This is a genomic window from Nocardia sp. NPDC058640, from assembly GCF_042716995.1.
Taxonomy (GTDB): Bacteria; Actinomycetota; Actinomycetes; order Mycobacteriales; family Mycobacteriaceae; genus Nocardia.
Genome location: NZ_JBHXRG010000007.1, coordinates 182,373 through 208,504, shown reverse-complemented (window position 1 = coordinate 208,504; position 26,132 = coordinate 182,373). Strand labels below are relative to the sequence as shown.

General features: G+C 67.1%; 27 protein-coding genes. 19 read left to right on the top strand and 8 right to left on the bottom strand.

From position 1 onward, the window contains the following. Positions 1-28: 28 nt before the first annotated feature. Positions 29-601, bottom strand: coding sequence for a TIGR03086 family metal-binding protein (locus ACFWU5_RS12710; protein WP_379267238.1), 573 nt, complete (start codon positions 599-601; stop codon positions 29-31). A gap of 61 nt (positions 602-662) precedes the next feature. On the opposite strand from ACFWU5_RS12710, the gene ACFWU5_RS12705 reads away from it, so the two are divergent. Both ACFWU5_RS12705 and ACFWU5_RS12700 read left to right on the top strand, forming a co-directional pair. Further along, positions 663-1,412: a DUF6597 domain-containing transcriptional factor gene (locus tag ACFWU5_RS12705; RefSeq protein ID WP_379267237.1), complete on the top strand. Its 750-nt coding sequence runs from the start codon at positions 663-665 to the stop codon at positions 1,410-1,412. Positions 1,413-1,463: 51 nt separating this feature from the next. Then, positions 1,464-2,600 carry an alpha/beta fold hydrolase gene (locus ACFWU5_RS12700; RefSeq protein WP_379267251.1) on the top strand — a complete coding sequence of 379 codons (1,137 nt, stop codon included), beginning with the start codon at positions 1,464-1,466 and terminating at the stop codon, positions 2,598-2,600. Here ACFWU5_RS12700 and ACFWU5_RS12695 read toward each other — a convergent pair whose 3' ends face one another. Then, positions 2,601-3,185: a TetR/AcrR family transcriptional regulator C-terminal domain-containing protein gene (locus tag ACFWU5_RS12695; RefSeq protein ID WP_379267236.1), complete on the bottom strand. Its 585-nt coding sequence runs from the start codon at positions 3,183-3,185 to the stop codon at positions 2,601-2,603. A 151-nt stretch (positions 3,186-3,336) separates the two neighbouring features. Between ACFWU5_RS12695 and bioB the strand changes: the two genes are divergently transcribed. The 6 genes from bioB (at position 3,337) to ACFWU5_RS12665 (ending at position 7,351) form a co-directional block, all read left to right on the top strand. Beyond that, positions 3,337-4,350 (top strand): biotin synthase BioB, encoded by a 1,014-nt coding sequence (gene bioB, locus ACFWU5_RS12690; protein WP_379267235.1) that lies wholly within the window; start codon positions 3,337-3,339, stop codon positions 4,348-4,350. 81 nt (positions 4,351-4,431) lie between these two features. Then, positions 4,432-4,662 (top strand): hypothetical protein, encoded by a 231-nt coding sequence (locus ACFWU5_RS12685; protein ID WP_379267234.1) that lies wholly within the window; start codon positions 4,432-4,434, stop codon positions 4,660-4,662. A gap of 11 nt (positions 4,663-4,673) precedes the next feature. Then, positions 4,674-5,312 carry a DUF2567 domain-containing protein gene (locus ACFWU5_RS12680; protein WP_379267233.1) on the top strand — a complete coding sequence of 213 codons (639 nt, stop codon included), beginning with the start codon at positions 4,674-4,676 and terminating at the stop codon, positions 5,310-5,312. Positions 5,313-5,382: 70 nt separating this feature from the next. Continuing rightward, entirely contained in the window at positions 5,383-5,916 is a 534-nt protein-coding gene (locus tag ACFWU5_RS12675; protein ID WP_379244377.1) for a DUF1353 domain-containing protein, read from the top strand. An 84-nt stretch (positions 5,917-6,000) separates the two neighbouring features. Beyond that, positions 6,001-7,098, top strand: a complete 1,098-nt coding sequence (locus ACFWU5_RS12670; RefSeq protein ID WP_379267232.1) for an AI-2E family transporter — start codon at positions 6,001-6,003, stop codon at positions 7,096-7,098. Positions 7,099-7,195: 97 nt separating this feature from the next. Further along, entirely contained in the window at positions 7,196-7,351 is a 156-nt protein-coding gene (locus ACFWU5_RS12665; protein WP_379267231.1) for a hypothetical protein, read from the top strand. A gap of 6 nt (positions 7,352-7,357) precedes the next feature. Here ACFWU5_RS12665 and ACFWU5_RS12660 read toward each other — a convergent pair whose 3' ends face one another. Both ACFWU5_RS12660 and ACFWU5_RS12655 read right to left on the bottom strand, forming a co-directional pair. Next, the gene (locus tag ACFWU5_RS12660) at positions 7,358-7,846 is read right to left on the bottom strand and encodes a nitroreductase/quinone reductase family protein (protein WP_379267230.1); all 489 of its coding nucleotides are present in this window, start codon (positions 7,844-7,846) and stop codon (positions 7,358-7,360) included. A gap of 47 nt (positions 7,847-7,893) precedes the next feature. Next, complete coding sequence (locus ACFWU5_RS12655; RefSeq protein WP_379267229.1) at positions 7,894-8,289, bottom strand: hypothetical protein; 396 nt, start codon at positions 8,287-8,289, stop codon at positions 7,894-7,896. A 215-nt stretch (positions 8,290-8,504) separates the two neighbouring features. Here ACFWU5_RS12655 and ACFWU5_RS12650 point away from each other — a divergent pair, with 215 nt between their 5' ends. Both ACFWU5_RS12650 and ACFWU5_RS12645 read left to right on the top strand, forming a co-directional pair. Beyond that, positions 8,505-8,957, top strand: coding sequence for a helix-turn-helix domain-containing protein (locus tag ACFWU5_RS12650; RefSeq protein ID WP_379267228.1), 453 nt, complete (start codon positions 8,505-8,507; stop codon positions 8,955-8,957). A gap of 42 nt (positions 8,958-8,999) precedes the next feature. After that, complete coding sequence (locus tag ACFWU5_RS12645) at positions 9,000-9,476, top strand: hypothetical protein (RefSeq protein WP_379267227.1); 477 nt, start codon at positions 9,000-9,002, stop codon at positions 9,474-9,476. Between the two features lie 39 nt (positions 9,477-9,515). On the opposite strand, the gene ACFWU5_RS12640 is transcribed toward ACFWU5_RS12645, so the two are convergent. Further along, a complete protein-coding gene (locus ACFWU5_RS12640) occupies positions 9,516-10,232 on the bottom strand; it encodes an NUDIX domain-containing protein (protein WP_379244391.1) in 717 nt (238 codons plus the stop codon). A gap of 77 nt (positions 10,233-10,309) precedes the next feature. Here ACFWU5_RS12640 and nadA point away from each other — a divergent pair, with 77 nt between their 5' ends. The 4 genes from nadA to ACFWU5_RS12620 are packed head-to-tail and all read left to right on the top strand — an operon-like array spanning position 10,310 to position 15,053. Then, positions 10,310-11,347, top strand: a complete 1,038-nt coding sequence (gene nadA / locus ACFWU5_RS12635; protein ID WP_379244393.1) for a quinolinate synthase NadA — start codon at positions 10,310-10,312, stop codon at positions 11,345-11,347. A 31-nt stretch (positions 11,348-11,378) separates the two neighbouring features. Beyond that, positions 11,379-13,001: an L-aspartate oxidase gene (locus ACFWU5_RS12630; RefSeq protein WP_379267226.1), complete on the top strand. Its 1,623-nt coding sequence runs from the start codon at positions 11,379-11,381 to the stop codon at positions 12,999-13,001. Then, positions 13,001-13,861: a carboxylating nicotinate-nucleotide diphosphorylase gene (gene nadC / locus ACFWU5_RS12625; protein WP_379267225.1), complete on the top strand. Its 861-nt coding sequence runs from the start codon at positions 13,001-13,003 to the stop codon at positions 13,859-13,861. The genes ACFWU5_RS12630 and nadC overlap by 1 nt, the downstream gene beginning before the upstream one ends. A 58-nt stretch (positions 13,862-13,919) precedes the next feature. Beyond that, a complete protein-coding gene (locus tag ACFWU5_RS12620) occupies positions 13,920-15,053 on the top strand; it encodes a hypothetical protein (RefSeq protein WP_379267224.1) in 1,134 nt (377 codons plus the stop codon). Positions 15,054-15,100: 47 nt separating this feature from the next. Here the strand turns inward: ACFWU5_RS12620 and ACFWU5_RS12615 are convergent, their stop codons facing one another. The 3 genes from ACFWU5_RS12615 to ACFWU5_RS12605 form a co-directional block, all read right to left on the bottom strand. Next, positions 15,101-16,294 (bottom strand): type II toxin-antitoxin system HipA family toxin, encoded by a 1,194-nt coding sequence (locus ACFWU5_RS12615; protein WP_379267222.1) that lies wholly within the window; start codon positions 16,292-16,294, stop codon positions 15,101-15,103. Continuing rightward, positions 16,291-16,491 (bottom strand): helix-turn-helix domain-containing protein, encoded by a 201-nt coding sequence (locus ACFWU5_RS12610; protein WP_379244403.1) that lies wholly within the window; start codon positions 16,489-16,491, stop codon positions 16,291-16,293. The genes ACFWU5_RS12615 and ACFWU5_RS12610 overlap by 4 nt, the downstream gene beginning before the upstream one ends. Positions 16,492-16,656: 165 nt before the next feature. After that, positions 16,657-17,835: a winged helix DNA-binding domain-containing protein gene (locus ACFWU5_RS12605; RefSeq protein WP_379267221.1), complete on the bottom strand. Its 1,179-nt coding sequence runs from the start codon at positions 17,833-17,835 to the stop codon at positions 16,657-16,659. A gap of 119 nt (positions 17,836-17,954) precedes the next feature. Here ACFWU5_RS12605 and ACFWU5_RS12600 point away from each other — a divergent pair, with 119 nt between their 5' ends. The 5 genes from ACFWU5_RS12600 to ACFWU5_RS12580 all read left to right on the top strand — a co-directional run bounded on the left by ACFWU5_RS12600 (position 17,955) and on the right by ACFWU5_RS12580 (position 26,063). Beyond that, complete coding sequence (locus tag ACFWU5_RS12600; RefSeq protein WP_379267220.1) at positions 17,955-20,030, top strand: TRAP transporter permease; 2,076 nt, start codon at positions 17,955-17,957, stop codon at positions 20,028-20,030. Positions 20,031-20,077: 47 nt separating this feature from the next. Continuing rightward, complete coding sequence (locus tag ACFWU5_RS12595) at positions 20,078-21,061, top strand: TAXI family TRAP transporter solute-binding subunit (RefSeq protein WP_379267219.1); 984 nt, start codon at positions 20,078-20,080, stop codon at positions 21,059-21,061. 176 nt (positions 21,062-21,237) lie between these two features. Then, a complete protein-coding gene (locus ACFWU5_RS12590; RefSeq protein WP_379267217.1) occupies positions 21,238-22,086 on the top strand; it encodes an arylamine N-acetyltransferase in 849 nt (282 codons plus the stop codon). 139 nt (positions 22,087-22,225) lie between these two features. Continuing rightward, positions 22,226-24,253: an acyltransferase family protein gene (locus tag ACFWU5_RS12585; protein WP_379267216.1), complete on the top strand. Its 2,028-nt coding sequence runs from the start codon at positions 22,226-22,228 to the stop codon at positions 24,251-24,253. Positions 24,254-24,320: 67 nt separating this feature from the next. Then, positions 24,321-26,063, top strand: coding sequence for a penicillin-binding transpeptidase domain-containing protein (locus tag ACFWU5_RS12580; protein ID WP_379267214.1), 1,743 nt, complete (start codon positions 24,321-24,323; stop codon positions 26,061-26,063). Positions 26,064-26,132 lie beyond the last annotated feature (69 nt).

The window sequence follows — 26,132 nt, the reverse complement described above, 5'->3', positions numbered from 1 at the left end:
TCGGCGCCACGCGTGCACCTGCGAGAGCTCAGACCGGGTCGCGTCCGGTGAGTCCGAGGATGCGATCCAGCAGGGGCGCGGTGGTGGGGACCGGGACGTCCGGGCCGTAGATGCCCATCGCACGTCCCTGTTCGGCGGTGGCGGCGGTGTCGTCATAGGTCTGGCGCAGCAGGTCGTCGTCCCAGTGCACGGTGGTGCGCAGGGCGCGAGCCAGGTCCCAGCCGTGGACGATCAGCTCGCCCACGACCATGCCGCCGACCAGCGACGCGGGCAGTTCCATGGGGCCGCCCATGTGGGTGGTGCCCTGCCACGCGGCGGGGTCACGCCAGGCGGTGGCGAGGGCGTCCAGGTGCGAATCCAGGGCGGCGGCCCAGTCGCCCGCGGTGAGATCGACCTCGGATTCGGTGGCTGCCGGGGGTGCGACGGCCTCCTTGCGCGCCGCGCCGACCAGCGACGGACCCCAGAACAGCAGGTGGTTGAGCAGAGCGGCGACATCGAACTCCACGCAGGGCGTCGGAGCCGACAACTGCGCGGGATCGATCGTGCGGATGAGCTCGGCCAGCGGCGCCGCGGCGCGCGCCACGCGTTCGGTTTCGGACATGCACCGAGGTAACCACCGCGACGCGGCGTTGTCTTGAACAAACGCGACATAGACTCACCGGGTGCAACGCGATCCGCGCGAACTGGGCGGTGCCTGGCAGTCGTCGCAGCGTCACACGTTCAACGCGCCGTCGGGTGAGCTGGCGCGGTATGTCGACCGGTACTGGGCCGTGACCTGGGACTATGAGCGGCCGTATCGGCAGTTGATCGTGCCGCTGCCGAACGTGCACCTGACCTTTCGCAACGGTAGCGCCGAACTGCACGGCCCCTCGTCTTCACACGTCTACCGGGAGCTTGCGGGCTCGGGTTCGGTGTTCGGTGTCGCCTTCCGGCCTGGTGTCTTCCGCCCGTTTCTCGACGGTCCGGTCGCGCGCCTGCGGGATCGAAAGGTCGACGCGACAACAGTTTTCGGCCCGGAGATTCCTGATCGGGCTGACGTCGCCTCGGTCGAAGGGTTGCTGCGTGCGCACCTTCCCGAAGCCGACCCGGAATCCGAGAGCGCGGCGCGGATCGTGGCGATGATCGCCCAGGACACCAGCATCCTCACCGTCGACGCGCTCGCGCGGCGATGCGACAGCAGCGTCCGGCGCGTACAGCGGTTGTTCGCCGAGCACGTCGGCATCGGGCCGAAATGGGTGATCCGCCGCTACCGCCTGCGCGAGGTCACCGAGCGGCTCGCCGCGGGCCACGACATCGACTGGGCAGCACTGGCCGCCGACCTCGGTTACGCCGACCAACCGCATCTCAGTCGCGACTTCCGCAAGATCTTCGGCGAACCACCGACCAGCTACGCACAGCGGTACGCGCGGTAGCGGTAGCCGAGGGCACTCGGCCCGCGCCCCTACAGTGGGGGAATGTCGTCAATGGATCGGCATCCGTCTACCGTCGCGGACTTCGACGATGTTCGTCGGCGGGAACGGTTGCGGGAAACGCGGGTCGGGCACGGGTGGCGTCGGTGGCGCCGGACCAGGCTGGCGGTGTTGCGGGTTGTCGGGGTGCTGGTGGTGGCGCTGATGGTGTTCGGGCAGTACTGGGTGCACGATGTCGCGCCTGAGCGGGAGCGGTTGGCGCGCACCGCGCCGGAGTTGCTGCCCGCGCACCTGCCCGCCGACTCGCGGGACTGGGATACCGCGGTGGTCGACATGGTGGGTCTGGGAGGCGTCAACGCGGTGCCCACCGCCTCGGCGTTGCCGGTGCTGAACCAGATCGGGGTGGTGTGGGCGGTGCGGTACGACAACGCGGGTATCGACACCAAGGTCATCGCCGACATGATCGTGCGGGCGGCCACCTACGGCGGGGTGCGCAATATCGTGCTGGTCGGGCACAGCATGGGTGGGGTGATCGCGCTCGAGGTGGCCCAGCACATCCACTTGCACAGCGATCGGCGGTTGGTGGCGGTGGTGTTGGATTGCACGCCGTTGGACCTGGATGCGGTGCGGCCCGAAAGTCGCAGTCGGGGAACCGATCTGGTGCGGTGGTTGCGCTGGCTGCCCGGTGCCAGGGAGAGTCGGCTGCTGCGCTTCACTGTCGAGATGTCCGCTCGGCGTGAACGTTTCCAGCTGTGGCACGGCTTGTTGCCCGACATCGACCTGGACGCTTTTCGTGACGTGGCCTCAGAAGTGCTGCGGGACAAGATCTTCTCCCGCGACGCCGCCAGCAACGGGTTGATCGAAGCGCAGTTCATGGCGATCGTCGCCAGTGGCGGCACCGGCGACCTGGACGCGCTCGGCGAACCCCATCCGAAGAAGCGAAACCCGGCGATCGTATTCATCCGGCCGCGCGACGCCAGCCGCGATTCCGTTGTCGACGTGGAGTATTCGCACCGGATGCTGATCGAACACTCCGGCGGTGTCGACGGATCACTGCTGGTGGTGCGGCCCAGTCGGATCGAGCACGCCAACCCGATTCAGCGCCCGCACGAATACAACGCGGTCATCGAATCGCAGGTGCTGCCGTTCATCGCGCGATACCAGGACGCCAACCGCAACGACCCGCCCTGATCAGCGCACCCGCGCACCGAGAATGGTGCGCACGCCCGCGATGAACAACTGCAGACCGAAGTCGAAACGGGCTGTGGGATCGGGGGTTTCGAGCAAGGGGGTATCGTCCTGCGGCAGCGCGCCGACCGAATCCATCTGCATCCGCGACTGCTCGTCGACGGTCTGGCCGAGTACGTAGTAGAGCAGGGTGTAGGCCGTGAGATCGGCTTCCTCCCTGGTCATTCCGGCGCGAATGACAATGCCGGCCAGGCGTTCCCGCGCCTTGCTCGTGGTCAGTCGGGAGGCGTAGGTGGCCGAAACCAGTTCTGCGCCATCGCGATAGGCCAGCAGGCAGTCGCGCAGGCGATGCGCCAACTCGGTGAGCTGGGCAGGCCACTCGGTGGCCGTGATCGGCTGGTCCATCGGGGCGAGAATCCGGTCGGCCACCGCGCCCAGCAGTGACTGCTTGTCCTTCACGTGCCAGTACAGCGCGCCCGGCTGCACCTGCAGCGAACCCGCCAGGCGGCGCATCGTCAGATCGGCGAGCCCGTACTGATCCAGGATCGCGATGGCGGCATCGACCACATCCGTCTTCCGCAGTTGCACGCGCGTCCTTCCGAACAGATTTTCCGACCCGAGTGTCGTGACTCACTTATAGCCGCTACCCTATCCTGAACACCGTTCAAGTCGCACGGCCACGCCGGGTGGATCACACCCACGGCTCGTGCGCACACCCCCGTCGAAGGGACATCACGACGTGACGCAGGCACCCGTCCAGACCGATATTCTGGCCATCGCCCGTGAGCAGGTACTCGAGCGCGGCGAAGGCCTCACCGAGCAGCAGGCCGTGGAGGTCCTTCGGCTGGGCGACGACCGCCTGGAAGCATTGCTCGAGCTCGCCCACGAGGTGCGGATGAAGTGGTGCGGCCCGGAGGTCGAGGTCGAGGGCATCATCAGCCTCAAGACCGGCGGCTGCCCCGAGGACTGTCACTTCTGCTCGCAGTCGGGCCTGTTCCAGTCGCCCGTGCGCGCGGCCTGGCTCGACATCCCCAGCCTGGTCGAGGCGGCCAAGCAGACCGCCAAGACCGGCGCCACCGAGTTCTGCATCGTCGCCGCCGTGCGCGGGCCCGACGAGCGGCTGATGGCGCAGGTCGCCGCGGGCGTGGAGGCCATTCGCAACGAGGTCGACATCCAGGTCGCCTGCTCGCTGGGCATGCTCAACCAGGAACAGGTCGACCAGCTCGCCGCCATGGGCGTGCACCGCTACAACCACAACCTCGAGACCGCCAAGTCGCACTTCCCGAAGGTCGTCACCACCCACTCCTACGAGGAGCGGTTCGAGACCCTGCGAATGGTCCGCGAAGCGGGCATGGAGGTGTGCTGCGGCGGCATCCTCGGCATGGGCGAGACCATCGAGCAGCGCGCCGAGTTCGCCACGCAGCTGGCCGCGTTGAGCCCCGACGAGGTTCCGCTGAACTTCCTCAACCCGCGTCCCGGCACCCCGTTCGGTGACCTCGAGGTGCTGCCCGCCGCCGACGCGCTGCGTGCGATCGCCACCTTCCGTCTCGCGATGCCGCGCACCATCCTGCGTTTCGCCGGCGGTCGCGAGATCACCCTCGGTGATCTGGGCGCCAAGCAGGGCATGCTGGGCGGCATCAACGCCGTCATCGTGGGCAACTACCTGACCACGCTCGGCCGTCCCGCGGAGTCCGATCTGGATCTGCTCGGCGAGCTGAGCATGCCGATCAAAGCGTTCAACGACACGCTGTAAAGCGCTGTGTACGATCGAGAATCGACCCAGGTCGAAGCACCCGCGACGGTTCGGTCGCACTTCACGGAGGCGGTAACTGCGTTGGACGAGCACGACGCCCGGTTCGCCGAGCGCTACAACCCGTTCACCGGCAAACGGATCGTGCCGGGAATCGACGACCCGACGCCCGCCTCGGCCGCGCTGGGGCTGGAACCGCCGCGATTCTGCGAACAGTGCGGTCGCCGGATGGTCGTGCAGATCAGCCCCGACGGGTGGTGGGCCAAGTGCTCGCGGCACGGTGTCATCGAATCGGCACAGTTGGAACGCCGGTAGTGCTGGGCAGCGTGCAGCGCCCAGAAGTGTTGCGGCGCGAGGTGATCGGTGTCGGCGTCGTCATGGCGGTGGTGCTGGCGGCCAGTGCCGTGGCCGGGGTGGTGTGGGGTGTGCTCGCGCCCACCGAGCGGTTGCGGGTGACCCAGCCCGGTCGCGCCGCGGTGCTCACCGGCGAGAGCCTGCACCTGTTCGACGCGGTCGGGATGTTTCTGTGCATCGGCGCGGTGGTGGCGGTGTTGAGCGCGGTCGGGGCGTGGCGGGTGCGCGTCGCGCGCGGGCCCGCTCTCGTGCTCGGCGTGCTGTTCGCCTCCGGCCTTGGTGCCGCGGTGATGATGTGGATCGGGGAATGGGTTGCCGGCGTTGCCCATCCGCGACCCGACGATCCGGTGGTCGGCCAGATCGTCGCGCTGCCCGCCGAAGTCGGCACCTCGCTCGCGCTGGTGGTTCAGCCGTTCCTGGCCGCGCTGGTGCTGCTGTTCCTCGCCGCGCTGCACCCGCGGATCGATCTGGGATCCGGTGCGATGGGGCTGCTGGGCGACCTGCGGCCCGCGGAGTACGCCGACGATCTCGAGGTCTATCGCGTGCCCTACGGTGCCGAACAGTCTCGGCCCAGCGGCGATGTCGACCAGAGTTCGCAACCGCATGGTTGAATCGTCCACTCGCGCTATCCTGTGTCATAGCAGCAGGTAGGGGGCTTCTTGCGGCGCGAGAGGAACGGTCGTGGCATTCATCGGTGGTGGTCCGGTCGTCGAGGAACTCGACGCGAAATTCTGGCGCCTGGTGCAACCGCTGACCTATCAGGGCGCGGTCGAAATATTCACCGTCCCTGAGGGATTCCGCACCGACTTCGCCTCGGTTCCCCGCGCGCTGGTGTGGTTGATTCCGCGCTACGGCGACTACACGCGCGCCGCGATCCTGCACGACTACCTGTGTCGCACAGGCGAAGTCGGGCCCGCCGACGCGGACGGGTTGTTCCGGCGCAGTCTGCACGAGGCCGGGGTGTCGGTGCCGCGGCGCTGGATGATGTGGGCGGCGGTGCGGTTGGGCAGTCGGTTACGTGGGGCGCGGGCGGTCGACGTGCTCGGCTGGTTGTTGATCGCGGTGCCGTCGCTGATCTTTCTCGCCGTGCCGGTGATCGTGGTGACGGTGGCGCTGGTGGTGTTCTGGGTGGTCGAGTTGATGTTCTGGGCGGTGCGACGGCTGACTCGGCGCACCGCGGCACCGCCGCCGAAGCCGCAGATGAAAACCGCCTGATCTGGTCCCGAACTCGCCCGGTCGAAGGCGCGGCAGACGGTATAGCGGCAGGTAGCGTCGAAATCCTCGAGCTGAGGAGCGCCGATGGACACGTCACGTCACGACACCGAGGGTCGCGCCACCGAGGACTGGTCGATTCCGCGCGGACTGATCGTGCTGCTGGCGGTGGCCGCCGCGGTGGTCGCCATCGCCGGAATGAAAGCGTTCGCCGGGGTGATCGGGCCGGTCTTCCTCGCGCTCATGCTCACCATCGCGGTGCAGCCGATTCAAGGATGGGCCCAACGACGCGGATGGCCTGCCTGGATCGGGATGTTCGGCGCGCTGATCTCGGTGGTGGCGATCCTGGTCGGGATCGGCGGTGCGTTGGTGCTGTCGGCAGCGCAATTGGTGACCCTGCTGCCCGAATACGACGACAAGCTCAACGACCTGCTCGACAGCGGCCGCGGGTGGCTGTCGGACCAGGGCGTGGGCGACGAGCAGATCCAGAAGGCGCTCGACGGAATCGACGTCGGCCAGGCGGCAGGCGTCGTCGAGCAGGTGCTGGGTGGGGTGCTCGGTCTGTTCTCCAATCTGTTCTTCGTGTTGGCGCTGCTGCTGTTCATGGCGTTCGACGGGATGAGCATGGGGCAGCGGATGCAGGTGGTCAGCCGGGATCGGCCCGCCATCGCGCAGGCGCTGCGCTCTTTCGCGGCGGGCACGCGGCAGTATCTGGTGGTGTCGACGGTGTTCGGTGCGATCGTGGCGGTGCTCGACGGTGGGGCGCTGTGGGCGATGGGGGTGCCGTTGCCGGTGCTGTGGGCGGTGCTGTCGTTCATCACCAACTACATCCCCAATGTCGGGTTCATCATCGGGGTGATCCCACCCGCGTTACTGGCCCTGCTCGACAGCGGGCCGGTGCTGATGATCTGGGTGATCGTGGTCTATTCGGTGATCAACTTCGTGATCCAGTCGATCATTCAACCCAAGTTCGTCGGTGACGCTGTGGGGCTGGGGATCACGGTCACGTTCTTGTCGCTGGTGTTCTGGGGGTGGGTGATCGGGGCGCTGGGTGCGTTGCTGGCGATTCCGTTGACGTTGCTGGTGAAGGCGTTGCTGTTGGATATGGATCCGTCGACGCGGTGGGCGGATGTGTTGATCGGGGCGCCGTTGAAGAAGTCCGATCCGCAGCCGACCGCGGAATAGTGGCTCGCGCGCAACGGTTCACACTCGAAAACCAGTGGAACGTGGGTGTGCCCGTTCCTTATCCTGGGAGCATCGCGTTTCGGGGGAGGACCTGATCATGAAAACCGAGAACAAGCAGGCAGTGGAGCGGCCCGATCTGGTCGCCTGGCGCCGCCGCCATGCCCTGCGCAGCTCGTCCGCGGCCACCGCGGTACCCAGCGGACGCACCTACCGGCGCACACCCAAGCACCGCGATCGCCGCCACGAATCCTGAGTCCGGTCACGGGGTTCGAGTCAGCACCACCAACGGCAACGGCTTGTCGACCTTGGCCTGATACTCGGCCAGCAACGAGTTCTCCGCGAGCGCCCACGCCGCGAACTCGTCATACCGCTCGCCGGTCAGCACCTCGGCCTTCGCCGCGAATTTCTCGCCGCCCAACTCGATCGTGACCTGCGGGTCAGCCTTGGCATTGTGGTACCAGGCCGGGTACTGCCCTTCGATGAACGAACTCACATACAGGGTGTCGCCCCGATACAGCGCCCCCAACGGAACCACATGCGGCTTACCGCTTTTGGCTCCGGTCGTGGTCAGCAACAACAACGTCGCCCCCGCGTAGTCACCGCCGACCTGCCCGTCGTTACCCCGGAACTCGGCAATGACCCCGTCGTTCCACCCGGCCATCTCATCGGCCGAGTACTCCCGGTTCCACGGTGCATCCGGGTCATCGTAGGAGATGGTCTCTTTCGCGTCCGCTGCGTTGTTGTCCATGCCATGCAGTGTGACACCGGCCACCGACAACTTTCGGTGCGCGCGCGTCACTGCGTGGGGTCGGGTGGTGTCGAGGCGCGCTGTTCGGCGATCCGGCGCTGGATCTCGTCCCAGGGCAGGGGCAACTCGTCGGCCGGTGCCGTGAAGAACACGAAAGTCGCGTCCCGCATGACTTTTCGCTTGCGCTCGACGGTGGACTTGTGGGGTTCGGCGCTCGCGTAGGCGTAGATGGACGCTTTGTTCTCCCACGCCGAATACGTCCAGAACGTGCGCTTCGACAGCTGCGCCTTCAAGGTCACGCCGAGCGCTCCCGGCGAACGTCGCGCCTGCCGCCACAGCGCCAGCGACGCGATCAGGAAACCGGGCGCGTCACGCAAGGACTTCACCTCGAGCCGCGAGGCCATGCACTGCACCTCGGGCGTGGTGGGCGTGCCGACGGTCATCCACGGAATCGTGGGCAAGGGCCGCTCTTTTCGATCAGAAGGATGTCGGCGAACTCACCGACCGATCCCACCATGTTCCACTGTGGGATATACGTTGTCAACAGTATTCGGCACCGCATACGCCTTTCGCTTGTAACTGTAAAGTTGTTGTAGTTATAAGTGGAGCAAGCTAGGCTTTTGGTGTCTATCAGCGACGCAGTCGAATCGGAGGAGCCATGGACCCCCTGCTACGTGGTGATCGCGCAACCGTGTCGGTCACTGCGCGCGAGGTCGAGCAGGCCGGGAATATTCGCGAATTCCTTGGCGATGAGCGGCCGACGCTCTCGATCCGGGGCGCAGGAAGCCCCGAGACATCTCTGACGGTTCCCGCCGAGCTGACCTCTGTGATTCTGCAGTTGGTCGACTTGGTCGGGCGGGGCTGCACTGTCACAGTGGGCAGTATTCCGGCGGAGGTGACGACAACGGTGGCCGCGCAGATGCTGAACATCTCCCGGCCGACGCTGATGAAACTCGTACGCGAACAGCGGATCCCGTCTCACAAGGTGGGCGCGCATACCCGGCTGTCCAGCCGGGACGTGATCGACTACCGACGCGCTCAATTGGCCCGCCAGAGCAAGGCTTTCGACGAACTGCGAGCGCTGGAGGAGCAATGGGACATTACGGATTGAGTAGGCAGCGGGATGTTCCAGATATACTGGACCGAAGACATCATGGCGGAGGCGCTGTACAACCTGCGGAGGAAGAACCCGTTCCTCGCTGAGCAGCAGGTCGGTGGAATCCGGCGCTCGATCATCGAGACGTTCGGCGACAACAGTCAAATCCTCGGGTATGCGGTCGATCGCAACGTCGCGTATCCCGATGTCTTCGATGCGCATGTCCATTGCGCCGCAGTCCATGGGGACGTCGACATAGTACTGACGGCCAACCATGAAGATTTCGAATTCGACGGCATCGACGACCTGACCTACGAGGTCTACGGTGCCGACGCCTTCTTCGAACTTGTCGATGACTCCAAGCCCGCGCTTGTGCGCGCGGTGGTGCGTGAACAACTCGTCTATTGGGTCGGCCGCAAGGGCAAAGCCCTGCCGGAGGCCTTACGTTCGGCCGGGGCCGACAATTTCGCCGAGCGGGTTCGTTTGCATCTGCAAACGCTGGATGTCGGCGAGATCTTTTCGCCCAGTCCGTGATTCGGGGAGGCGGGCCGCGAATCGGTTCGGGGGCACATTTCAGTTCGGGGGGCGTAGGGCGGCGAATTCGTCGGTGACTCGTAGGCCTGAGTCGGTGAAGCGGTAGAGGGCGGCGGGGCGGCCTCCGGTTCGGCCGGAGGGGGCGGTGGCGCCGGTGGGGGTGATTACCTTGCGGCGGGACAGGACTCGTTGGAGGTTGGTGGTGTCCACGTCGTAGCCCAGTGCTGCGCAGTAGATTTCGCGCAACGTCGACATGGTGAAGGTGTCGGGGGTCAGGGCGTAGGCGATGTTGGTGTAGGAGAGTTTGGCGGCCAGGCGGGTGCGGGCGTGGTCGACGACGGTGCGGTGGTCGAAGGACATGTCGGGCAGGTTCGACACGGGGTGCCAGGTGGTGTCGGGAGGGAGTTCGGGCTCGGTGGTCAGCGGGACCAGGCCGAGGTAGGCCGAGGCGATGCGGCGGGGGGCGGGCACGCGGTCGGGGTTGCTGAACACCGACAGCTGTTCGAGGTGGTGCAGGTCGCGCACGTCGACCTTTTCGGCGAGTTGGCGGCGGGCGGAGGTGTCCAGGTCCTCGTCGTCGCGCAGTCGGCCGCCGGGCAGCGACCATGTGCCTTTCTGCGGATCGAGCGCGCGTTCCCACAGCAAAACGGCCAGCTCGGGGTGCTTGGCGCCTCTACCTGCGGAAATGCTGGCAGGGAAGTGGCGAACCTGGAACACCGCGGTGAGCGATTCGTGGATGGTGTTACTATGAGGCACGTTTTCGATTGTAAGTCGAAAACCTGGTTGGTGCGAATCACGGCGATGCGGCCGCTCGCACGAGAAAGGGAGCCACCATGGCGACGACGACTGCACAGCAGGCGCTGATGGGTGCGGTATTCGACGGACCCACGGGCTACGCGGGTGTCGAGGCGACGCCGGAATGGGCGCAGGAGGTGCGCCGCCTGGCGCGCGAACGCAATGCGACCATCCTCGCGCACAACTACCAGCTGCCCGAGATCCAGGACGTGGCCGACCACGTCGGTGACTCGCTCGCGCTGTCGCGTATCGCGGCCGAGGCCGAAGAGGACACGATCGTGTTCTGCGGCGTGCACTTCATGGCCGAGACCGCCAAGATCCTGAGCCCGGCCAAGACCGTGCTCATCCCGGACCAGCGCGCGGGCTGCTCGCTGGCCGACTCGATCTCCGCCGACGAGCTGCGCGCCTGGAAGGCCGAGCACCCCGACGCGATGGTGGTGTCGTACGTGAACACCACCGCCGAGGTGAAGGCGCTCACCGACATCTGCTGCACCTCCTCCAACGCCGTCGACGTGGTCGACTCGATCGACCCCGACCGTGAGGTGCTGTTCCTGCCGGACCAGTTCCTCGGCGCGCACGTGAAGCGCGAGACCGGCCGCGAGAACATGCACATCTGGGCGGGTGAGTGCCACGTGCACGCCGGTATCAACGGCGACGAGCTCACCGAGCAGGCCCGCACCCACCCCGACGCCGAGCTGTACGTGCACCCGGAGTGCGGTTGCGCCACCTCGGCGCTGTACCTGGCCGGCGAGGGCGCGTTCCCGGCCGAGCGGGTACACATCCTGTCCACCGGCGGCATGATCGACGCGGCGAAGGCGTCGACCTCGAACCAGGTGCTGGTCGCCACCGAGGTCGGGATGCTGCACCAGCTGCGCAAGGCCGCGCCCGGAATCGACTTCCAGGCCGTCAACGATCGTGCCTCCTGCAAGTACATGAAGATGATCACCCCGGCCGCACTGCTGCGCTGCCTGGTCGAAGGCGCCGACGAGGTGCACGTGGACCTGGCGATGGCCGAGGCCGGTCGCGCGTCGGTGCAGCGGATGATCGCCATCGGCAACTCCGGCGGTGGCGAGTGACCGGCGCCGTTACGGCGAGCCGGTAACGACCATGACGGTGTCCTGGGAGGCCGAGGTCGACCTGGTGATCATCGGCGGTGGCGTCGCGGGACTCACCGCGGCGCGCACCGCGTCATTGCGTGGGCTGCGGGTGCTCATCCTGAGCAAGGGTGGGCCGACCGACACCTCCACGCAGTACGCGCAGGGTGGCATCGCTGTTGTTGCGCCGCAAGGCGATTCGGTCGACTCGCATGTGCGTGACACTGTTGAAGCCGGGGCCGGACTCTGCGAGGTCGACGCGGTGCGTTCGATCGTCGAGGGTGGACAGGCCGCGGTTGCGGCGCTGACCGATCTCGGTGCGGTGTTCGATCACGGTCGCGACGGACAGATCTCGCGGACTCGCGAGGGCGGGCACAGCACGCGCCGCATCATTCACGCCGGCGGGGACGCCACCGGCGCCGAGGTGCAGCGGGCGCTCAACGCGGCGGGCTTGCCGGTGATGTTCGGTGCCGCCGCCCTGCAGGTGGTCACCGGGCGTGACGGTGTGCAGGGCGTTGTCGCGGTGTCGGACAACGGTTTCGGTGTCGTGCACACTCCTTCGGTGCTGCTGGCCACCGGCGGGCTCGGGCAGCTCTACGCGCTCAGCACCAATCCGCCCGGAGCGACCGGTGACGGTGTGGCGCTGGCCTTGTGGGCCGGAGCGGCCGTCGCCGATCTCGAATTCGTGCAGTTCCATCCGACAGTGCTCTACACGCCCGGTGGAGTGGGACGACGACCGTTGATCAGCGAAGCCGTGCGCGGCGAGGGTGCCGTTCTCGTTGACTCCCAAGGGAACTCGGTGACCGCAGGTGTGCATCCGCGCGGTGACCTGGCACCACGCGATGTGGTGTCGCGGGCGATCGCGGAGCGGATGCGGGCGCTGGACACCGACCATGTCTTCCTCGACGCGCGTGCTGTCGACGGGTTCGCCCGGCGGTTCCCGACGATCACCGCCTCCTGCCTCGCCGCGGGGATCGACCCTGTGACGCAACTGATTCCGGTCGCGCCCGCCGCGCACTATCAGTGCGGTGGAGTGCTCACCGATACCCACGGGCGCACCGGTGTCGCGGGGCTCTACGCGGCCGGCGAGGTCGCCAGGACCGGTCTGCACGGTGCGAATCGGTTGGCGTCCAACAGTTTGCTGGAAGGGCTTGTCGTGGGCGAGCGGGCCGGTGCGGCAGCTGTCGAGCGGGTCGGCGTGCGTGCTCGGATCGACGAGTTCCCCTCTTGGACACTGGAACGCGCCGATCGTGCGGTGGTACAGCAGGCGATGACCGAGCACGCTTCGGTCGTGCGCGACGGTGCCGGGCTTGCCGGCGCGATGAAGCGGATCGACGCTGAAACATCGGAAGTGCCTGTGCCACGCGCTGATTCAGCGGCACGGCACCTTCGCGAGATCGAAGACGCGGCACTGACCTTGACCGCGCGTGTGCTGCTGACGGCGGCGGCCGCGCGGACCGAGAGCCGCGGATGTCACACCCGCGCGGAGTACCCGAACCCGGTCGACGACCGACAACACAGCACGGCCATTCGACTGCTGCCCGACGGCGCGCTCGAAATGTCCACCGTGCCAGACGATTCCCGTGAAGAAGAAGCGACCCGGCGCACCTCGCGCCCGAGAACAGGAGTGCAGTGATGGCACTGGACGCCACCCTGGACCGCGATGAGCTGCTCACGCTGATCCGTACCGCCCTCGACGAGGACCTGCGCTACGGACCCGACGTCACCACGGTCGCCACCGTCCCCGAAGACGCGGTGAGCAAGGCCTCGGTGGTCTCGCGCCAGGACGGGACCGTCGCGGGTATCGATGTCGGGCTGCTCGTGCTCGACGAGGTTCTGGGCGCGGGCAACTACGAGATCGCCGCGCGCGTCGCCGACGGCACCCGGGTGGAGCCGGGCACCTCGGTGCTGAGCATCGTCGCCCCCACCCGCGGGCTGCTCACCGCCGAACGCACGATGCTCAATCTCGTGTGCCACCTGTCCGGCATCGCGACCGCGACCGCCGCGTGGGTCGACGCCGTCGAAGGCACCGACTGCAAGATCCGCGACAGCCGGAAAACCCTGCCAGGCCTGCGCGCGCTGCAGAAGTACGCGGTTCGCGTCGGTGGTGGCGTCAACCATCGCATGGGTCTGGGCGATGCCGCGCTGATCAAGGACAACCACGTCGTGGCCGCGGGTTCTGTCGTCAACGCCCTGCGTGCGGTGCGTGAACTGGCACCCGATATCGCGTGCGAGGTCGAGGTCGACAGCCTCGAACAACTCGACGCGGTCCTCGCCGAGAACGTCGAACTGGTGCTGCTGGACAACTTCCCGCTGTGGCAGACCCAAGCCGCGGTACAGCGTCGCGACAACACCGCTCCCGACACGAAACTCGAGTCCTCCGGCGGACTCTCGCTGGAACAGGCCGCGGAGTACGCGGGCACCGGCGTGGACTACCTCGCCATCGGCGCACTCACCCACTCGGTGCGGGTGCTGGATCTGGGCCTGGATATGTGAGAGGACATGCGGATCGGCCCTGCGCTGATCGGTGGTAGCTGACCGGTAACCTCGGCGAATGAGTCGCTGGCATCAGTACGGACTGCCGGTTCTGCTGGCGCTGTGCTCGACGCTGCTGGTCACCGTGATGGGGCTGGTCGCCGAGGATCTGCTGCCCGCAGCGGTGCTGCAGATCGTGGTGTTCTTCGCCCTGCTGGTGTTGTTCCTGCTGGCATCGGTGATGCAGTTGCGGTACCTGTGGCGGCGGAACACGTCGGGCACGCTGTACTACCTGCGCGCCGACAGCAGTCGGGTGCCGTCGCTGCACCGCGCGGCCATTACCGCGGCGGCCACCGAGACGCAGGACCTGTGCGCGGTGCGACGAACCTTCTCGACCGCCACACCGGACGGGGTCGTGGATCTACGCGGCACGGTCGGCGAGGTTCGCGCGGCGTTCGATGCCGCGCTCAACGCCGACAGCAGTGACTCCGGGTACTCGGTGGTGCCCGATTTCGCCTGGCCCGTAGCGGTTTCCATCGGCTACGACTGGTTGCCGCGACCGGGCACCAGGATCCTCGCTGTTGATGACGACGGACCGCCCGCGGCGTTCTCGTACCCCGCATCCGACCCGCGACACGCGAATTCCTTTGCGCCGCTTCCCGTTCTGCGTCACGCCGCGATCATCGACGGCGCACCGATCTTGCTTCCCGACGGACCTGCCGAAGATGCTGCCGCCCAACGTATCCGGGTCCTGATCGCGGTCTCCCGAGGCGACATGGCCGACGTAGTCGACCTGACAGCCCACGCCGGCCGACGCCTCGGCGCCACCGAACTGGCCGACACCGGCGGCCGCACTCCCGTCTTCGCCGTCGGCTACGGCACAGTCGACCAGGAACAATCCCTCGACCTGCGCGGCGACGGCAACGGCGGCCACGACCTACGCGCCGCCGCCGACCAACTCACCGCCGCCATCCGCGGCTACCTCGACCGCTTCCCCCACGCCCACATCGAACTGGTTCTCGACGCCCCCGACGTAGTCTCCCTCGCCGTCGGCTGGCGCCTGGCCAACCCACCCGACGCGGGAATGCGCTCCCGAATCTGGGAATTCTGGGACCGGGTGGTGCCCCTGTACGGCGACGTCGGACCCGGCGGCGAACCCCGCGTCGTCGCACTCTGGGTCCACCAGGCCCAGGCCGAGCCGACGCTGCGCTGAGTGCCCGCAGCCCAGATCTGGGTTCGCTCTATTCGCCCGGTCATTGTTCACGAGTCCAGTGCCTGTGCCAACTCACCACGGCGTAAGCGCAGCTCACGTTGTGTTCTGTGCAGCGGTGAACCGGTGAACGGTAGCTGGTCGAAATCGACCGTCGCGGATGCTCGGAGTGCGAGTTTCTGAGCGGAGGTCGCGGCTTTGGCGGGCAGGCCGATTTCCGCGGCGAAGGCAGCCCAGTGTCTTGCTCGGAGCCCTTTGGTGCGTCCGGCGATCGGCAGCGCCATCGAATCATCGTCGTAGACCAGGGTGCAGGGAATGTCGTAGAGGGGGGCGATGTTCCAGCGGTTCTCGCTGTCGCGGAGCACGCCGATGTTCTTACCGTGTAGGTCGCCGTTGCCGGTCAGCCATGCGAACAGGAACTGCAAGTAGAGATTTCGTGCCGCTACCGCAGGTGCGCGAACCATGCCGGTGAGTGCTTGGACGACCTCGACCGCGTCGACGTTGTACTTCGCGGACGGCGGCAATCCGAGCACCTGGGTGGCATCTTCGAACGCGAGACGACGCCACGTATCGCCCACCCGGACACGGTCGAAGCGGCGGACGAGCAAGCCGGGCTTTCCGGACTTGTCGTGCACGAGATCCGAACCGGCGACCGGAAGCTTCAACGTCCGGGCCGCGGCCAGATGCGCGGCTTCGTTCTCGATCAGGTGGGGATATCCCGACTGAGACAGCTTCAGAATGAATCGACCGAAGCCGGCGGCGATCGGGGTGCTGATCATCGACGCGCTCGCCTTGTTCTGGACCCCCGGGATCGCCTGTCGATCGACATCGTCTATCAGACGGTCGAATTCGAGCTCGTCTGCGGATTCGCAGTCGACGAGCGTGGGAACGTCAACAGGGGCCGTGCCGCCGGGAAACACCTGGACGTCGCCCGGTGCGTCCGCTCCTACTGCGAGAAGCAGGCTGAGTTCGTCATCAGCGCTGGTCTTCACCGCACGACGGAGCACCGTCAAGCGGTGCCCTTCCGGCAGCAGGCCCGCGAAGAACGGCGGGACAGACCCCGACCCGCCGGTGACCGGTTCGACGCCGAGCGGCAGGGTGGAAGCGACGGGATCACCGGAATACCCTGGTACGTAACGAAATTCGGTCCCGCCATCCGTGGTCCTGCTGATCGTGGCAGCGATGCGTCCGGCCTTGTAGACGTCCGCTTCGTCGACTCGCCGAAACAGCTCGAAGTCTGTCACGGTGCCACGATCAGGGTCAGGCCCAGCACGTCGGCCACGGCGGCGACCGTCGCGATACTGGTCGAACCTCGGCCGTGCTCGATATCGCGGACCGTGCGTGTGGAAGTGTCGGCAACTTCGGCAAGCTGCTCCTGGGTCAGTCGATGGCGGCGTCTTTCCGCGCGAACCTTTGCGCCGATGTCTTTCAGGACATCCACCACCGCACCTCCGATCGGCAGGATCTTGCCGAATTGACCTCTTTGGTCACCAGGCTACGCCCGAATTGAGCTAATCGGCAATATTCTGCCGATCTATGCAATTTCGGTCCCATTCAAGGTCGTCATGCGATGAAAACGGCAGGATATTGCCGAAATTGCAGTTGGTCAGGTGGTGAGTTCGCGTTGTAAGGGGGTTCGGAAGCGGGGGATGGCGCGGGTGTCGCCGAACCAGGTTGTGGTGCGGGCTGTTTCGGTGTCGATGAGTTTTTGGGTGTCGGGGGTTACGGGTTCGAGGAGGCGGGTGACTACTTCGCCGTCGGGGCGTTGGGCCCAGCCGCCGACTATGTGGCCGTTCGCCCAGATGGTGGGGCCGATGTTGCCGTTGGTGTCGAACAGGGCGGGGGCGTGGGGGCCGAGGAACCAGTCTCGGGATTTCCAGCCCATGGGGGTGGGGTCCAGTGCTGGGAGCAGCGCTGCCCAGGGTTCGGGGGTGGGGACGGGGGTGAGGTCGTCGGCGAGGATTATTCCGGGGGTGCCGTCCAGGTCTACTTCGGTGATGTCCAGTTCTGCCAAGGCTTTTCGGACTTCGCCGAGGGTCCAGCCGGTCCACCATTTCAGGTCGGTGATCGGGGCCGGGCCGAAGGCGTACAGCCATTGACGTACCAGCTCTACGCGGGCTTCTGCCGCAGGAAGTGGTGAAAACCCTTCGGGTAGCCAGGTTTCCACGGGTGCCCAGGTGTACTGGCTGCTGGCCCAGCTGCCGTTCGGGCGGCCGCGCACGATCCGACCCTCGGCGCCGAGTACGACCAGCACCCAGGTGGTGATGCTGGTGGGTTTGGAATAGGGCTTGCCGGGGGCGGTGTCGATCTGGGTGCGCAGGCGCGGCACGTCTTTGCTCAGCTGAGCACCGGTTGCCGCGCCGCGGGTCAGCAAGGCCGCGTGGGTTTCCGCTTCGACCTCGGCAAGCCACGTCTCGATATCACCGTCGACCACGTCGGCCTGCTCGATGTAGCGGCCGTAGGTGCGACGCTGCTTGTGGGCCAGCGCATCACAGGTGGAAGCCTGCAGCACGGGCAGTAATTCGGTCGGCGCGACGAACATCGTGCGGCGCATGGCCAGCATTCGCAGCAGCGTGCGGTCGTCGTAGAGCGCCTTCTCGACATCGCCCGGAGTCAGATCCACACCACGAGCGCCGACCGAGAGAAACACTGTCGCGGGGTCGGTGGCGTGCAGGACCACCATCGAACGCGCGATGTCGACAGGGTCGTTCGAGCGAGCCGACGGCGCGAGTCGATGCCGGGTGGCCAGCCGGGCGCGACGCTGCGCAGTATCGATCGAGATCATGCACGGATCGTAGGCATAGCCACCGACAAACTCGACGCGGCGATACTGACCATTTTGTGCACACCGCGCGGTTGCCGGTTTCGCTCCCAGGGCGCGAATCCCGTTGCTATCGTCCGCTCATGAGCGCTGCACCACCGGTTGTTACTGCGGCTGAGCTGGGGGTGGATGACGAGGAGCGGCCTGCTCGGGTGCTGTCGGGGTTCCCTGCGCGGATGGTGGGGATCGTCGCGCTGGCGTTGGCGTTGTTGTCGGTGTGGCAGGTGTTTCGGCCGTTGGCGCAAGGTAGTCAGTACTACCTGGTGGTCTTTCTCGCGGTCGCGTTGCCGCTGGTGTTTCTGAGTTATCGGTCGTGGTGGGGGCCGTTGGATCGGGCCGATGGGCCGTCGGTGCTGGACTGGGTGTTGGCGGCGGTCACGCTGGTGGTGTGTTTGTATCCGGTGCTGCCGTTTGTGATCGGTGACGCGGGTGGGGGATACGACGCGTTTCTGGACCGGCAGGGGATGTTGGCGCCGCTGGATGTGGTGATGGGTGGGTTGCTGTTGGTGTTGGTGCTCGAGGCGTGTCGGCGGACCACCGGGGTGATCTTGCCGGTGGTGTGTCTGGTGTTTCTGGGCTACGGGTACTACGGCGGGCTGTTGCCGCAGGATTGGTCGATCGCGCACGCTGGTCTGGATATCGATCAGATCGTGGACGCGCTGTACAACTCGGGCAGTGGGTTCTACGGGACGCCGTTGGACGTGGCTGCCAGCTACATCGTGCTGTTCACGCTGTACGGGGCAGTACTCGAATTCTCCGGTGCCGCACGGTTCTTCGTAGATCTGTCGGTGTCGTTGTTCCGACGCTCGCACAGTGCGGCGGGGCGCACGGCGGTGGCGTCGGGGTTCCTGCTCGGCACGGTCTCGGGGTCGGGAACCGCGACCGCGGTCAGTACCGGTGCGGTGACCTGGCCGATCTTGCGCAAGGCGGGCTATCGGCCCGAGCAGGCGGGCGGGATGCTCGCCGCGGCGGGTGTCGGTGCGATCCTGTCGCCGCCGACATTGGGCGTCGCTGCGTTCATTGTTGCTGAGTACCTTGATGTTTCGTATGTGACGGTGTTGGGCTGGGCGTTGATCCCGACGATGCTGTACTACCTCGGGATCCTGCTCTCGGTCGAAATCGATGCGCGGCGGATTCATGCCGAGGGGCGTGCGCCGGTCGATCTGGCCGATGGCCCGCTGCCGACGCCGTGGTGGAAACTGCTGGGGCGCTTCGGCTATCACTTCTCGTCGCTGATCGTGATCGTGGTGCTGTTGTTGGCGGGGATGAGTGCCACGCGTGCGGTCGTGTATGCCACCGTACTGGCGCTGCTGCTGGCCATCCCGGATCGAATGCTGCGCACGTCAGCGGAGACCGACGCGCATCGCTGGACGCGAAAGACCGTGATGCGGTTCGTGATCGAAGCGCTGCGTTCACTGTCGCTGGGAATGCGGTCGGCGCTGCCGGTTGTCGCGGTGTGTGCGGCCGCGGGCGTGATCACCGCGATGACCACCAAGACCGGCCTCGGCGCGCAACTGGCCGCGCTGCTGGTCAAGGCGGGTTCGGCGCTGTCGGACAACCCGGCCGTCATCCTGGCGACCACCGCCGTGCTGGCGGCGATCGCGTTGTCGCTGCTGGGTCTTGCGGTCCCGGTGACCGCGTCGTTCGTGATCGGCTGGGTGATCATCGGCCCCGCGCTGCTGGACCTGCATGTCGCCGCGCCCGCCGCCGCCATGTTCGTCTTCTACTTCTCGGTGCTGTCGGAAGTGACGCCGCCGACCGCGCTGGCGGCGGTCGGCGCGGCCGCGGTGACCGGCGCGAAAGCCATGCCGACGATGTGGCACGCCCTGCGTTACGCGCTGCCCGCCTTCCTGGTGCCGTTGATGTTCGTGCTCACCGATTCGGGTCAGCACCTGCTCGGACGCGGACCGCTGCTCGACGTGCTGTGGGTCAGTGCCGCCGCGTGTGTGGGTGTGGCGGCGTTGGCGGCGGCGACGGGCGGGTGGCTGTTCGGGATCGGGGCGATCGGACCGATTCCGCGTGTACTGGCCGCCGCGGCGGGTTTGACTCTGCTGTACCCGAATCCGGTCGCCACCGGGATCGGGCTCGGATTGCTGGTCGTGGCCGCGGTCGCGGGCCTGGTCGACCGGGCCAACAGAACTTCCACGGACACACCGTGATTCGCGGAAATCGGCAGGCGGCGTGGCCGTCGACGAAAGGGAACCTCATGGTCAGAACACTTGTCGCCGTGGTCGCGGCCGCGGCACTGCTCACCGGCTGCGGTGGCGGCAGACAGGACACGCCCACCGCCGACGCGGGTGGTGAGGTGACCTGTGAAGTGAAGCAGGACACCAGGATCGGCATCGCCACCGGCAACGCGACCGGCGTGTACTTCGCGCTGGGCAACGCCTACGCCGAGCAGATCTCGGCCGCCACCAACGGCACCGTCAAGGCCACCGCCGCCGAAACCGGCGCCTCGGTGCAGAACATCCAGCAGGTCGTGGGCGGCACCTACCAGGTCGGCTTCTCGCTGGCCGATTCCGCGGCCGACGCGGTCGCGGGCAAGGGCAGCTTCACCACCGCGCAGCCGATCCGCGCGCTGGCCCGGCTCTACGACAACTACACCCAGGTCATCGTGCGCACCGACGCCGGCATCAACTCGCTGGCCGACCTGCGCGGCAAACGCGTCTCCACCGGTTCGCCCAAATCGGGCACCGAGGTGATCGCCCAGCGCGTGCTGCAAGCCGCCGGGCTCAACCCCGACAGCGACGTGTCCGCCCAGCGCCTGGACCTGACCAAGACCGTCGACGGGCTCAAAGACGGCTCCATCGACGCCATGTTCTGGTCCGGCGGCCTGCCCACACCGGGCATCACCGACCTGTTCACCACCGCAAAGGACAAGGTCCGCTTCCTCGACATCACCTCGGTGCTGCCGAAACTGAAGGAGATCAACCCGGTCTACGAAACGGGTTCGATCCCGGCCGCCACCTACGGCCTGTCCGCCGACGCTCCGACCATCGTGGTGCCCAACCTGCTCGTGGTCCGCGAGGACCTCGACGCGAACCTGGCCTGCGTGCTCACCAAGACCCTGATGGATCGCAAACCCCAACTGGAACAGGCGAACCCGGCCGCCAAGGGGATCAAGCCCGACACCGCCGGCAAGACCGCGCCGGTGCCGCTGCATCGCGGGTCCGAGGTCGCGCTGCGCTGATCCCACCTCGATAAGAACGCCCCGCGCCGACACGCGGGTTGTCACGGTCCCCGCACACCTGCTCGTAGGGTGGCGGGGACCGCGGCATGTGCGGGCTGTGTTCGGGTGCGGGAACAACGGTCGCGATGACGCGGTTGTGCGAAGCAGATTCAGTAGGCGACCGAAAAGAGGACGAGATGACCGACGATCACGGCTGGCTGGGAGCCGAGCTCGACCTCGACGCCTACCTGGCGCGCATCGGCTACGACGGCCCGCGCACCGCATCGGTGGACACCCTGCGCGCCCTGGTCCACGCCCACACCACCACGATCCCGTTCGAAAACCTGGAGATCATCCTCGGCCGCGGCATCCCGCTGGACCTGAACACCCTGCAGGACAAGATGGTCCGACACCGCCGCGGCGGCTACTGCCACGAAAACGTCGGCCTGTTCGCCGCCGCCCTCGAACGGTTCGGATTCGGCGTCACCGGCCTCGGCGCACGCGTCACCTACGGCATCGTCGACACCGGGGCCCTGCGACCCGCGACCCACGCCTTGCTGCGCGTGACCACCCCCGACGACGACCGCGTCTGGATCTGCGACGCCGGTTTCGGCTTCGGACCCCTCGAGCCGTTCGAATTGGTCGACAGCGCAGGAGAATTCGCGTTGGGCGACTGGCGGTACCGGTTGGAGCGCCGACCCGACGACCTGTGGGTGCTGTTCCAGTTCGACCGCGACGGCTGGCTCGACCGCTACACCTTCACCGAGAACCCGCAGTTCCGCATCGACTACGCGGTCGGCAACCACTTCGTGTCGACGTCACCGCGCTCGCCGTTCGTCACCCGACCTTTCGTCCAACGCTTCCTGCCCGATGCCCACCACGTGCTCGACGATCTCACCCTGACCACGGAATATCCCGACGGCACTTCCACTTCGCGCGAACTCGAACCCACCGAACTGACCAAAATTCTGACCGAAGTGTTCGATATCGAACTGGACGACACCGACGCGGCCGCCCTCACCACAACCCCCTGGCGAACCCGATAGTTCACCTGCCCCCACGGCATGGCAGTTTGCTTCCTGAGTGTCGCTACGGCAAATTAATGGTTACTTGCCGGGAAACAAAGACACCGTGGGGGCCGATTCTGTGGGTTTGTTGCTGCCGAATACTCGGTCCGCATCACGGGTGCAACCGGATGCGGTGGTCGGCGGCACTGTCTCCAGACGGAACGACCTGGACGGGCTACGCGGCGTAGCGATCGCGTTGGTGGTGGCGTTCCACGTGTGGGCGGGACGCGTTTCCGGCGGTGTGGACGTGTTCCTGGTGCTGTCGGGGTTCTTCTTCACCGGCGCGGTGGTGCGCGGGGTCGAGCGCAGCGGGTGGGTGTGCGCGAAGGAAACCGCGCGGCGGACCGTGCGCAGGCTGATGCCCTCGCTGGTCATTGTGTTAGCGGCGGTTCTGCTCGCCACGGTGGTGTTGCGGCCCTACACCCAACTGGGCGAAGCGGCCTCGCAGACCCTGGCCTCGATGTTCTACAGCCAGAACTGGTACCTGGCCAACGCCGAACTGGACTACCTGTCACCCGATGCCTCGGTGAGTCCGCTGCAACACCTGTGGTCGATGTCGGTGCAGGGGCAGTTCTATCTGGCGATTCTCGCGCTGCTGGCGGGCTGGGCCTGGTTGCGCAGGCGTGGTCACGCCGGGCGGTTCACGCTGGTGATCGTGCTGGTCGGGCTGGGAACGCTGTCGTTCTGGTACGCCGCGTCCGGGCACGCACAGCATCAAGCCTGGACCTATTACGACAGCATCGCGCGCGGCTGGGAACTCCTGGCGGGCGCGGTGCTGGCGGTCGCGGCGCCGTGGCTTCGGATACCGAACCGGTTGCGCTGGCTCGCCGCCGCGGTCGGCGTGGCGATGGTCCTGTCCTGTGGGCCACTGTTCGACGGCGCGAATCAGTTCCCCGGCGTGGCCGCGCTGTGGCCGGTGGCGGCCGCCTGCCTGGTGATCGCCTCGGGTTTCGGGGGAGCGCGGGCATGGCCGAATCGGGCATTGGCCGGGCGGTTCTGTACCGAACTCGGCACGCTGGCCTACCCGCTGTACCTGTGGCACTGGCCGATCCTGATCTTCTATCTCGGGGAGACCGGACGCGCGCACGCCGGCATCGTCGATGGGCTGGTGGTGATCGGGGCCTCGCTGACCCTGGCCTACGCGACCACCCGGTTGATCGAGACGCCGCTGCGAATGCCCCCGCGCGGACAGAAGGCCGAAAACCACCGGGGGACAGGGGTGTTGGTGTTGGCCACGGCTGTCGTCGTGGTGGTCGCCTCGCTGGGCTGGCAGGTGGTGTTGCGCACGATTCCCACCGAACCGTTGCAGGCCTTGGACACCCGCCTGTATCCCGGTGCCGCCGCGCTGGTCTCCGGCGCCGAATTCTGGCCGGAACCCATGCGCCCCACCATCTTCGAAGGACCGTCGGATACACCGGCCGCGACCTCCGACGGCTGTATCACGCCCAATCGTGAAGTGCGAGTGTGTACTTACGGCGATCAGGCCGCCACCCGCTCGATCGCGCTGGTCGGCGGTTCACACTCCGAACACTGGCTGCCCGCCCTGGAAGTTCTCGGTGCCGAGCGCGGGTTCCGGGTGGTGTCGTACTTGAAGGAAGGGTGCCCGGTCGTGCTCGCCGACCAGCCCTCGTACGCCGAGTTCCCGTTCCCCGAATGCCACGAATGGTCCGTGGAGGTGCTGGACCGGCTGGCCGCGGAATCGCCGGACTGGGTGCTGACGCTGTCCACCCGCTACCGCATGAACGGCCTGGGCGACGAGGTGCCCGCGGAGTACCTCGAGGTGTGGTCGGCGCTGCAGGACCGCGGACTCAACGTGCTCGCGCTGCGTGACACCCCTCGGCTGCGCCGCGACGGCGTGCTCTACCGGGCCACGGACTGCCTGGCTCACCGCGGCGATCCCGACAGCTGCGGACTGGATCGCAACGACGCCCTCGACGCCCACAACCCGGCCGAGGAACCGGCGTCGAGCTACCCGAACGTCCATTCTCTCGACCTGACCGACGCCGTGTGTCGACCGCAGCGCTGCCGGGTGGTCGAAGGCAATGTGCTCATCTATCGCGACGAACACCACCTCACCGCCAGCTACGCCCGCTCACTTGCCCCGGAACTCGGCCGCCAGATCGGGACGATCACCGGCTGGTGGTAGCGCGCCGGTTCGTCCCAGCAGCAACGAGAACCCCACGGGCATCACAGATCCCGCTACTCTCGGACAAGTGCGCATTCCACGGAAGGCATCGGTCCTGCTCGTCGCGCTCGCTGCGCTGCCCGTCGCGTGCTCGTCGGGTCCTGACCAACCGCAGACGGTCGTCGAGTCTTTCGCCGCCGCGCTGACCAGCGGAGACGCTGCCGCCGCCGCGGCGTTGACCGACGCGCCAGAGCAAGCCCGGCCGGTCCTGACCGCCCTGTTCGACAACCTCGGCCACAACGACACCGTCGAGTTGACATCGACCGACGGTAAGTCGTTCACGCTGGAATCCACCTGGAAGTTCGGCCCCGACGGTCGTCATGTGTGGTCGTACTCGAGCGCCGGGACCACCACCGGTGCCGACGACTGGAAGATCGCCTGGCAGCCGACCACGGTCGCACCTGGCCTGGACCTCGGCCCGCTCAGCTACAGCCCGGTCCCGGCGAAACCGGCCCGCGTGCTCGACGCGTCCGGCGGTGAGCTGATGACGCAGCAGGTGGTGACCTTGGTGAATGTGGCACCCGATGCCGATCTGGCGGGTGTTGCCTCGTTGCTCGCGCCGCAAGGTGTCACCAAGACGACGCTGCGCACGGATCTGGCTGCGGCACAAGGCAAACCGATCACCGCAGTCGCCCTGCGTGAAGCCGATATCGCCCCGGTGCAGCAGGCCCTGAGCGGGGTGCGCGGCGTGACGCTGGCACCACAGCCGCGCCTGCTCACCGTCGACAAAACCCTCGCCGGACCCACTACAGCCGGATTGGCGCAGGTGTGGCAGGAGCAAGCCGACGCCGCCGCGGGCTGGGCCATTCGCGCACAGACCCCTACCGGCACCCAGCGCATCGCCGGACCCGACGCGACACCGACCACCGACATCGCCAGCACCCTCGACATCGACCTGCAGAACGCAGCCGAAGCCGCACTGACCCCCGTCGCCACCCCGGCCACCATCGTCGCGCTGCGCCCCTCCACGGGCGAGGTGCTGGCCGTGGCCCAGAACGCACCCGCGGACGCCCAGGGCCCGATCGCGCTGACCGGTCTCTACCCGCCGGGTTCCACGTTCAAGACCGTCACCGTCTCCGCGGCCCTGCAGGCGGGCGGTGTCACCCCCGACACGGTGCTGCCGTGCCCCGGCCGCGCCACCATCGAAGGACGCACGATTCCCAACGACAACGGCTTCGACCTGGGTATGGTGCCACTGCACACCGCGTTCGCACGCTCGTGCAACACCACGATGGCCGAGTTGGGAGTGAAGTTGCCTGCCGACGCGTTGACCGCGGCCGCCCAGCAATTGGGTCTGGGAGTGGATTATGTGACACCCGGCTTGACGACTGTCACAGGGAAGGTTCCGCCCGCGGACAACCCCGCGCAACGGGTCGAATCCAGCATCGGGCAGGGCACGGTGACCGCCTCCCCGTTCGGAATGGCACTGGTCGCGGCCTCGCTCGCGCACGGTTCCGCGCCCGCGCCCAGCATTATCCGAGGTCGTGCGGGCACCGCAGACCGGCCGTCGGCGCCGGTGCCCGCGACGGTGACGTCGCAGATAGAGACCATGATGGGCGAGACCGTGAGCTCGGGAACGGCCACCGCATTGCGCGATATCCCCGGCCTGCTCGGCAAGACCGGCACCGCCGAATACCTCGACGACACCCACGCACACGGCTGGTTCGTCGGCATCAAGGACGATCTGGCGTTCGCGGTGTTCATCGCCGACGCCGGGAGCTCCGGTCCGGCGGTCGAGGCAGCGGGCCGCATGCTGCGTGTGACACCATGAGACGTTCTTCCCTCCGCAGGCGAGCAATCCCCCCGCTGCCGCACGCGGTCATCACTGCGCCAGCTACAC

What these genes read in the sequence shown, in the direction of transcription:
- nadC (WP_379267225.1), top strand. Translation starts at nt 13,001, where the DNA reads ATGGCACTGGACGCCACCCTGGACCGCGATGAGCTGCTCACGCTGATC.
- ACFWU5_RS12595 (WP_379267219.1), top strand. Translation starts at nt 20,078, where the DNA reads ATGGTCAGAACACTTGTCGCCGTGGTCGCGGCCGCGGCACTGCTCACC.
- ACFWU5_RS12605 (WP_379267221.1), bottom strand. Translation starts at nt 17,835, where the DNA reads ATGATCTCGATCGATACTGCGCAGCGTCGCGCCCGGCTGGCCACCCGG.
- ACFWU5_RS12670 (WP_379267232.1), top strand. Translation starts at nt 6,001, where the DNA reads ATGGACACGTCACGTCACGACACCGAGGGTCGCGCCACCGAGGACTGG.
- ACFWU5_RS12590 (WP_379267217.1), top strand. Translation starts at nt 21,238, where the DNA reads ATGACCGACGATCACGGCTGGCTGGGAGCCGAGCTCGACCTCGACGCC.
- ACFWU5_RS12600 (WP_379267220.1), top strand. Translation starts at nt 17,955, where the DNA reads ATGAGCGCTGCACCACCGGTTGTTACTGCGGCTGAGCTGGGGGTGGAT.
- ACFWU5_RS12630 (WP_379267226.1), top strand. Translation starts at nt 11,379, where the DNA reads ATGACGGTGTCCTGGGAGGCCGAGGTCGACCTGGTGATCATCGGCGGT.
- ACFWU5_RS12655 (WP_379267229.1), bottom strand. Translation starts at nt 8,289, where the DNA reads ATGACCGTCGGCACGCCCACCACGCCCGAGGTGCAGTGCATGGCCTCG.
- ACFWU5_RS12620 (WP_379267224.1), top strand. Translation starts at nt 13,920, where the DNA reads ATGAGTCGCTGGCATCAGTACGGACTGCCGGTTCTGCTGGCGCTGTGC.
- ACFWU5_RS12650 (WP_379267228.1), top strand. Translation starts at nt 8,505, where the DNA reads ATGGACCCCCTGCTACGTGGTGATCGCGCAACCGTGTCGGTCACTGCG.
- ACFWU5_RS12645 (WP_379267227.1), top strand. Translation starts at nt 9,000, where the DNA reads ATGGCGGAGGCGCTGTACAACCTGCGGAGGAAGAACCCGTTCCTCGCT.
- ACFWU5_RS12700 (WP_379267251.1), top strand. Translation starts at nt 1,464, where the DNA reads ATGGATCGGCATCCGTCTACCGTCGCGGACTTCGACGATGTTCGTCGG.
- nadA (WP_379244393.1), top strand. Translation starts at nt 10,310, where the DNA reads ATGGCGACGACGACTGCACAGCAGGCGCTGATGGGTGCGGTATTCGAC.
- ACFWU5_RS12660 (WP_379267230.1), bottom strand. Translation starts at nt 7,846, where the DNA reads ATGGACAACAACGCAGCGGACGCGAAAGAGACCATCTCCTACGATGAC.
- ACFWU5_RS12665 (WP_379267231.1), top strand. Translation starts at nt 7,196, where the DNA reads ATGAAAACCGAGAACAAGCAGGCAGTGGAGCGGCCCGATCTGGTCGCC.
- ACFWU5_RS12710 (WP_379267238.1), bottom strand. Translation starts at nt 601, where the DNA reads ATGTCCGAAACCGAACGCGTGGCGCGCGCCGCGGCGCCGCTGGCCGAG.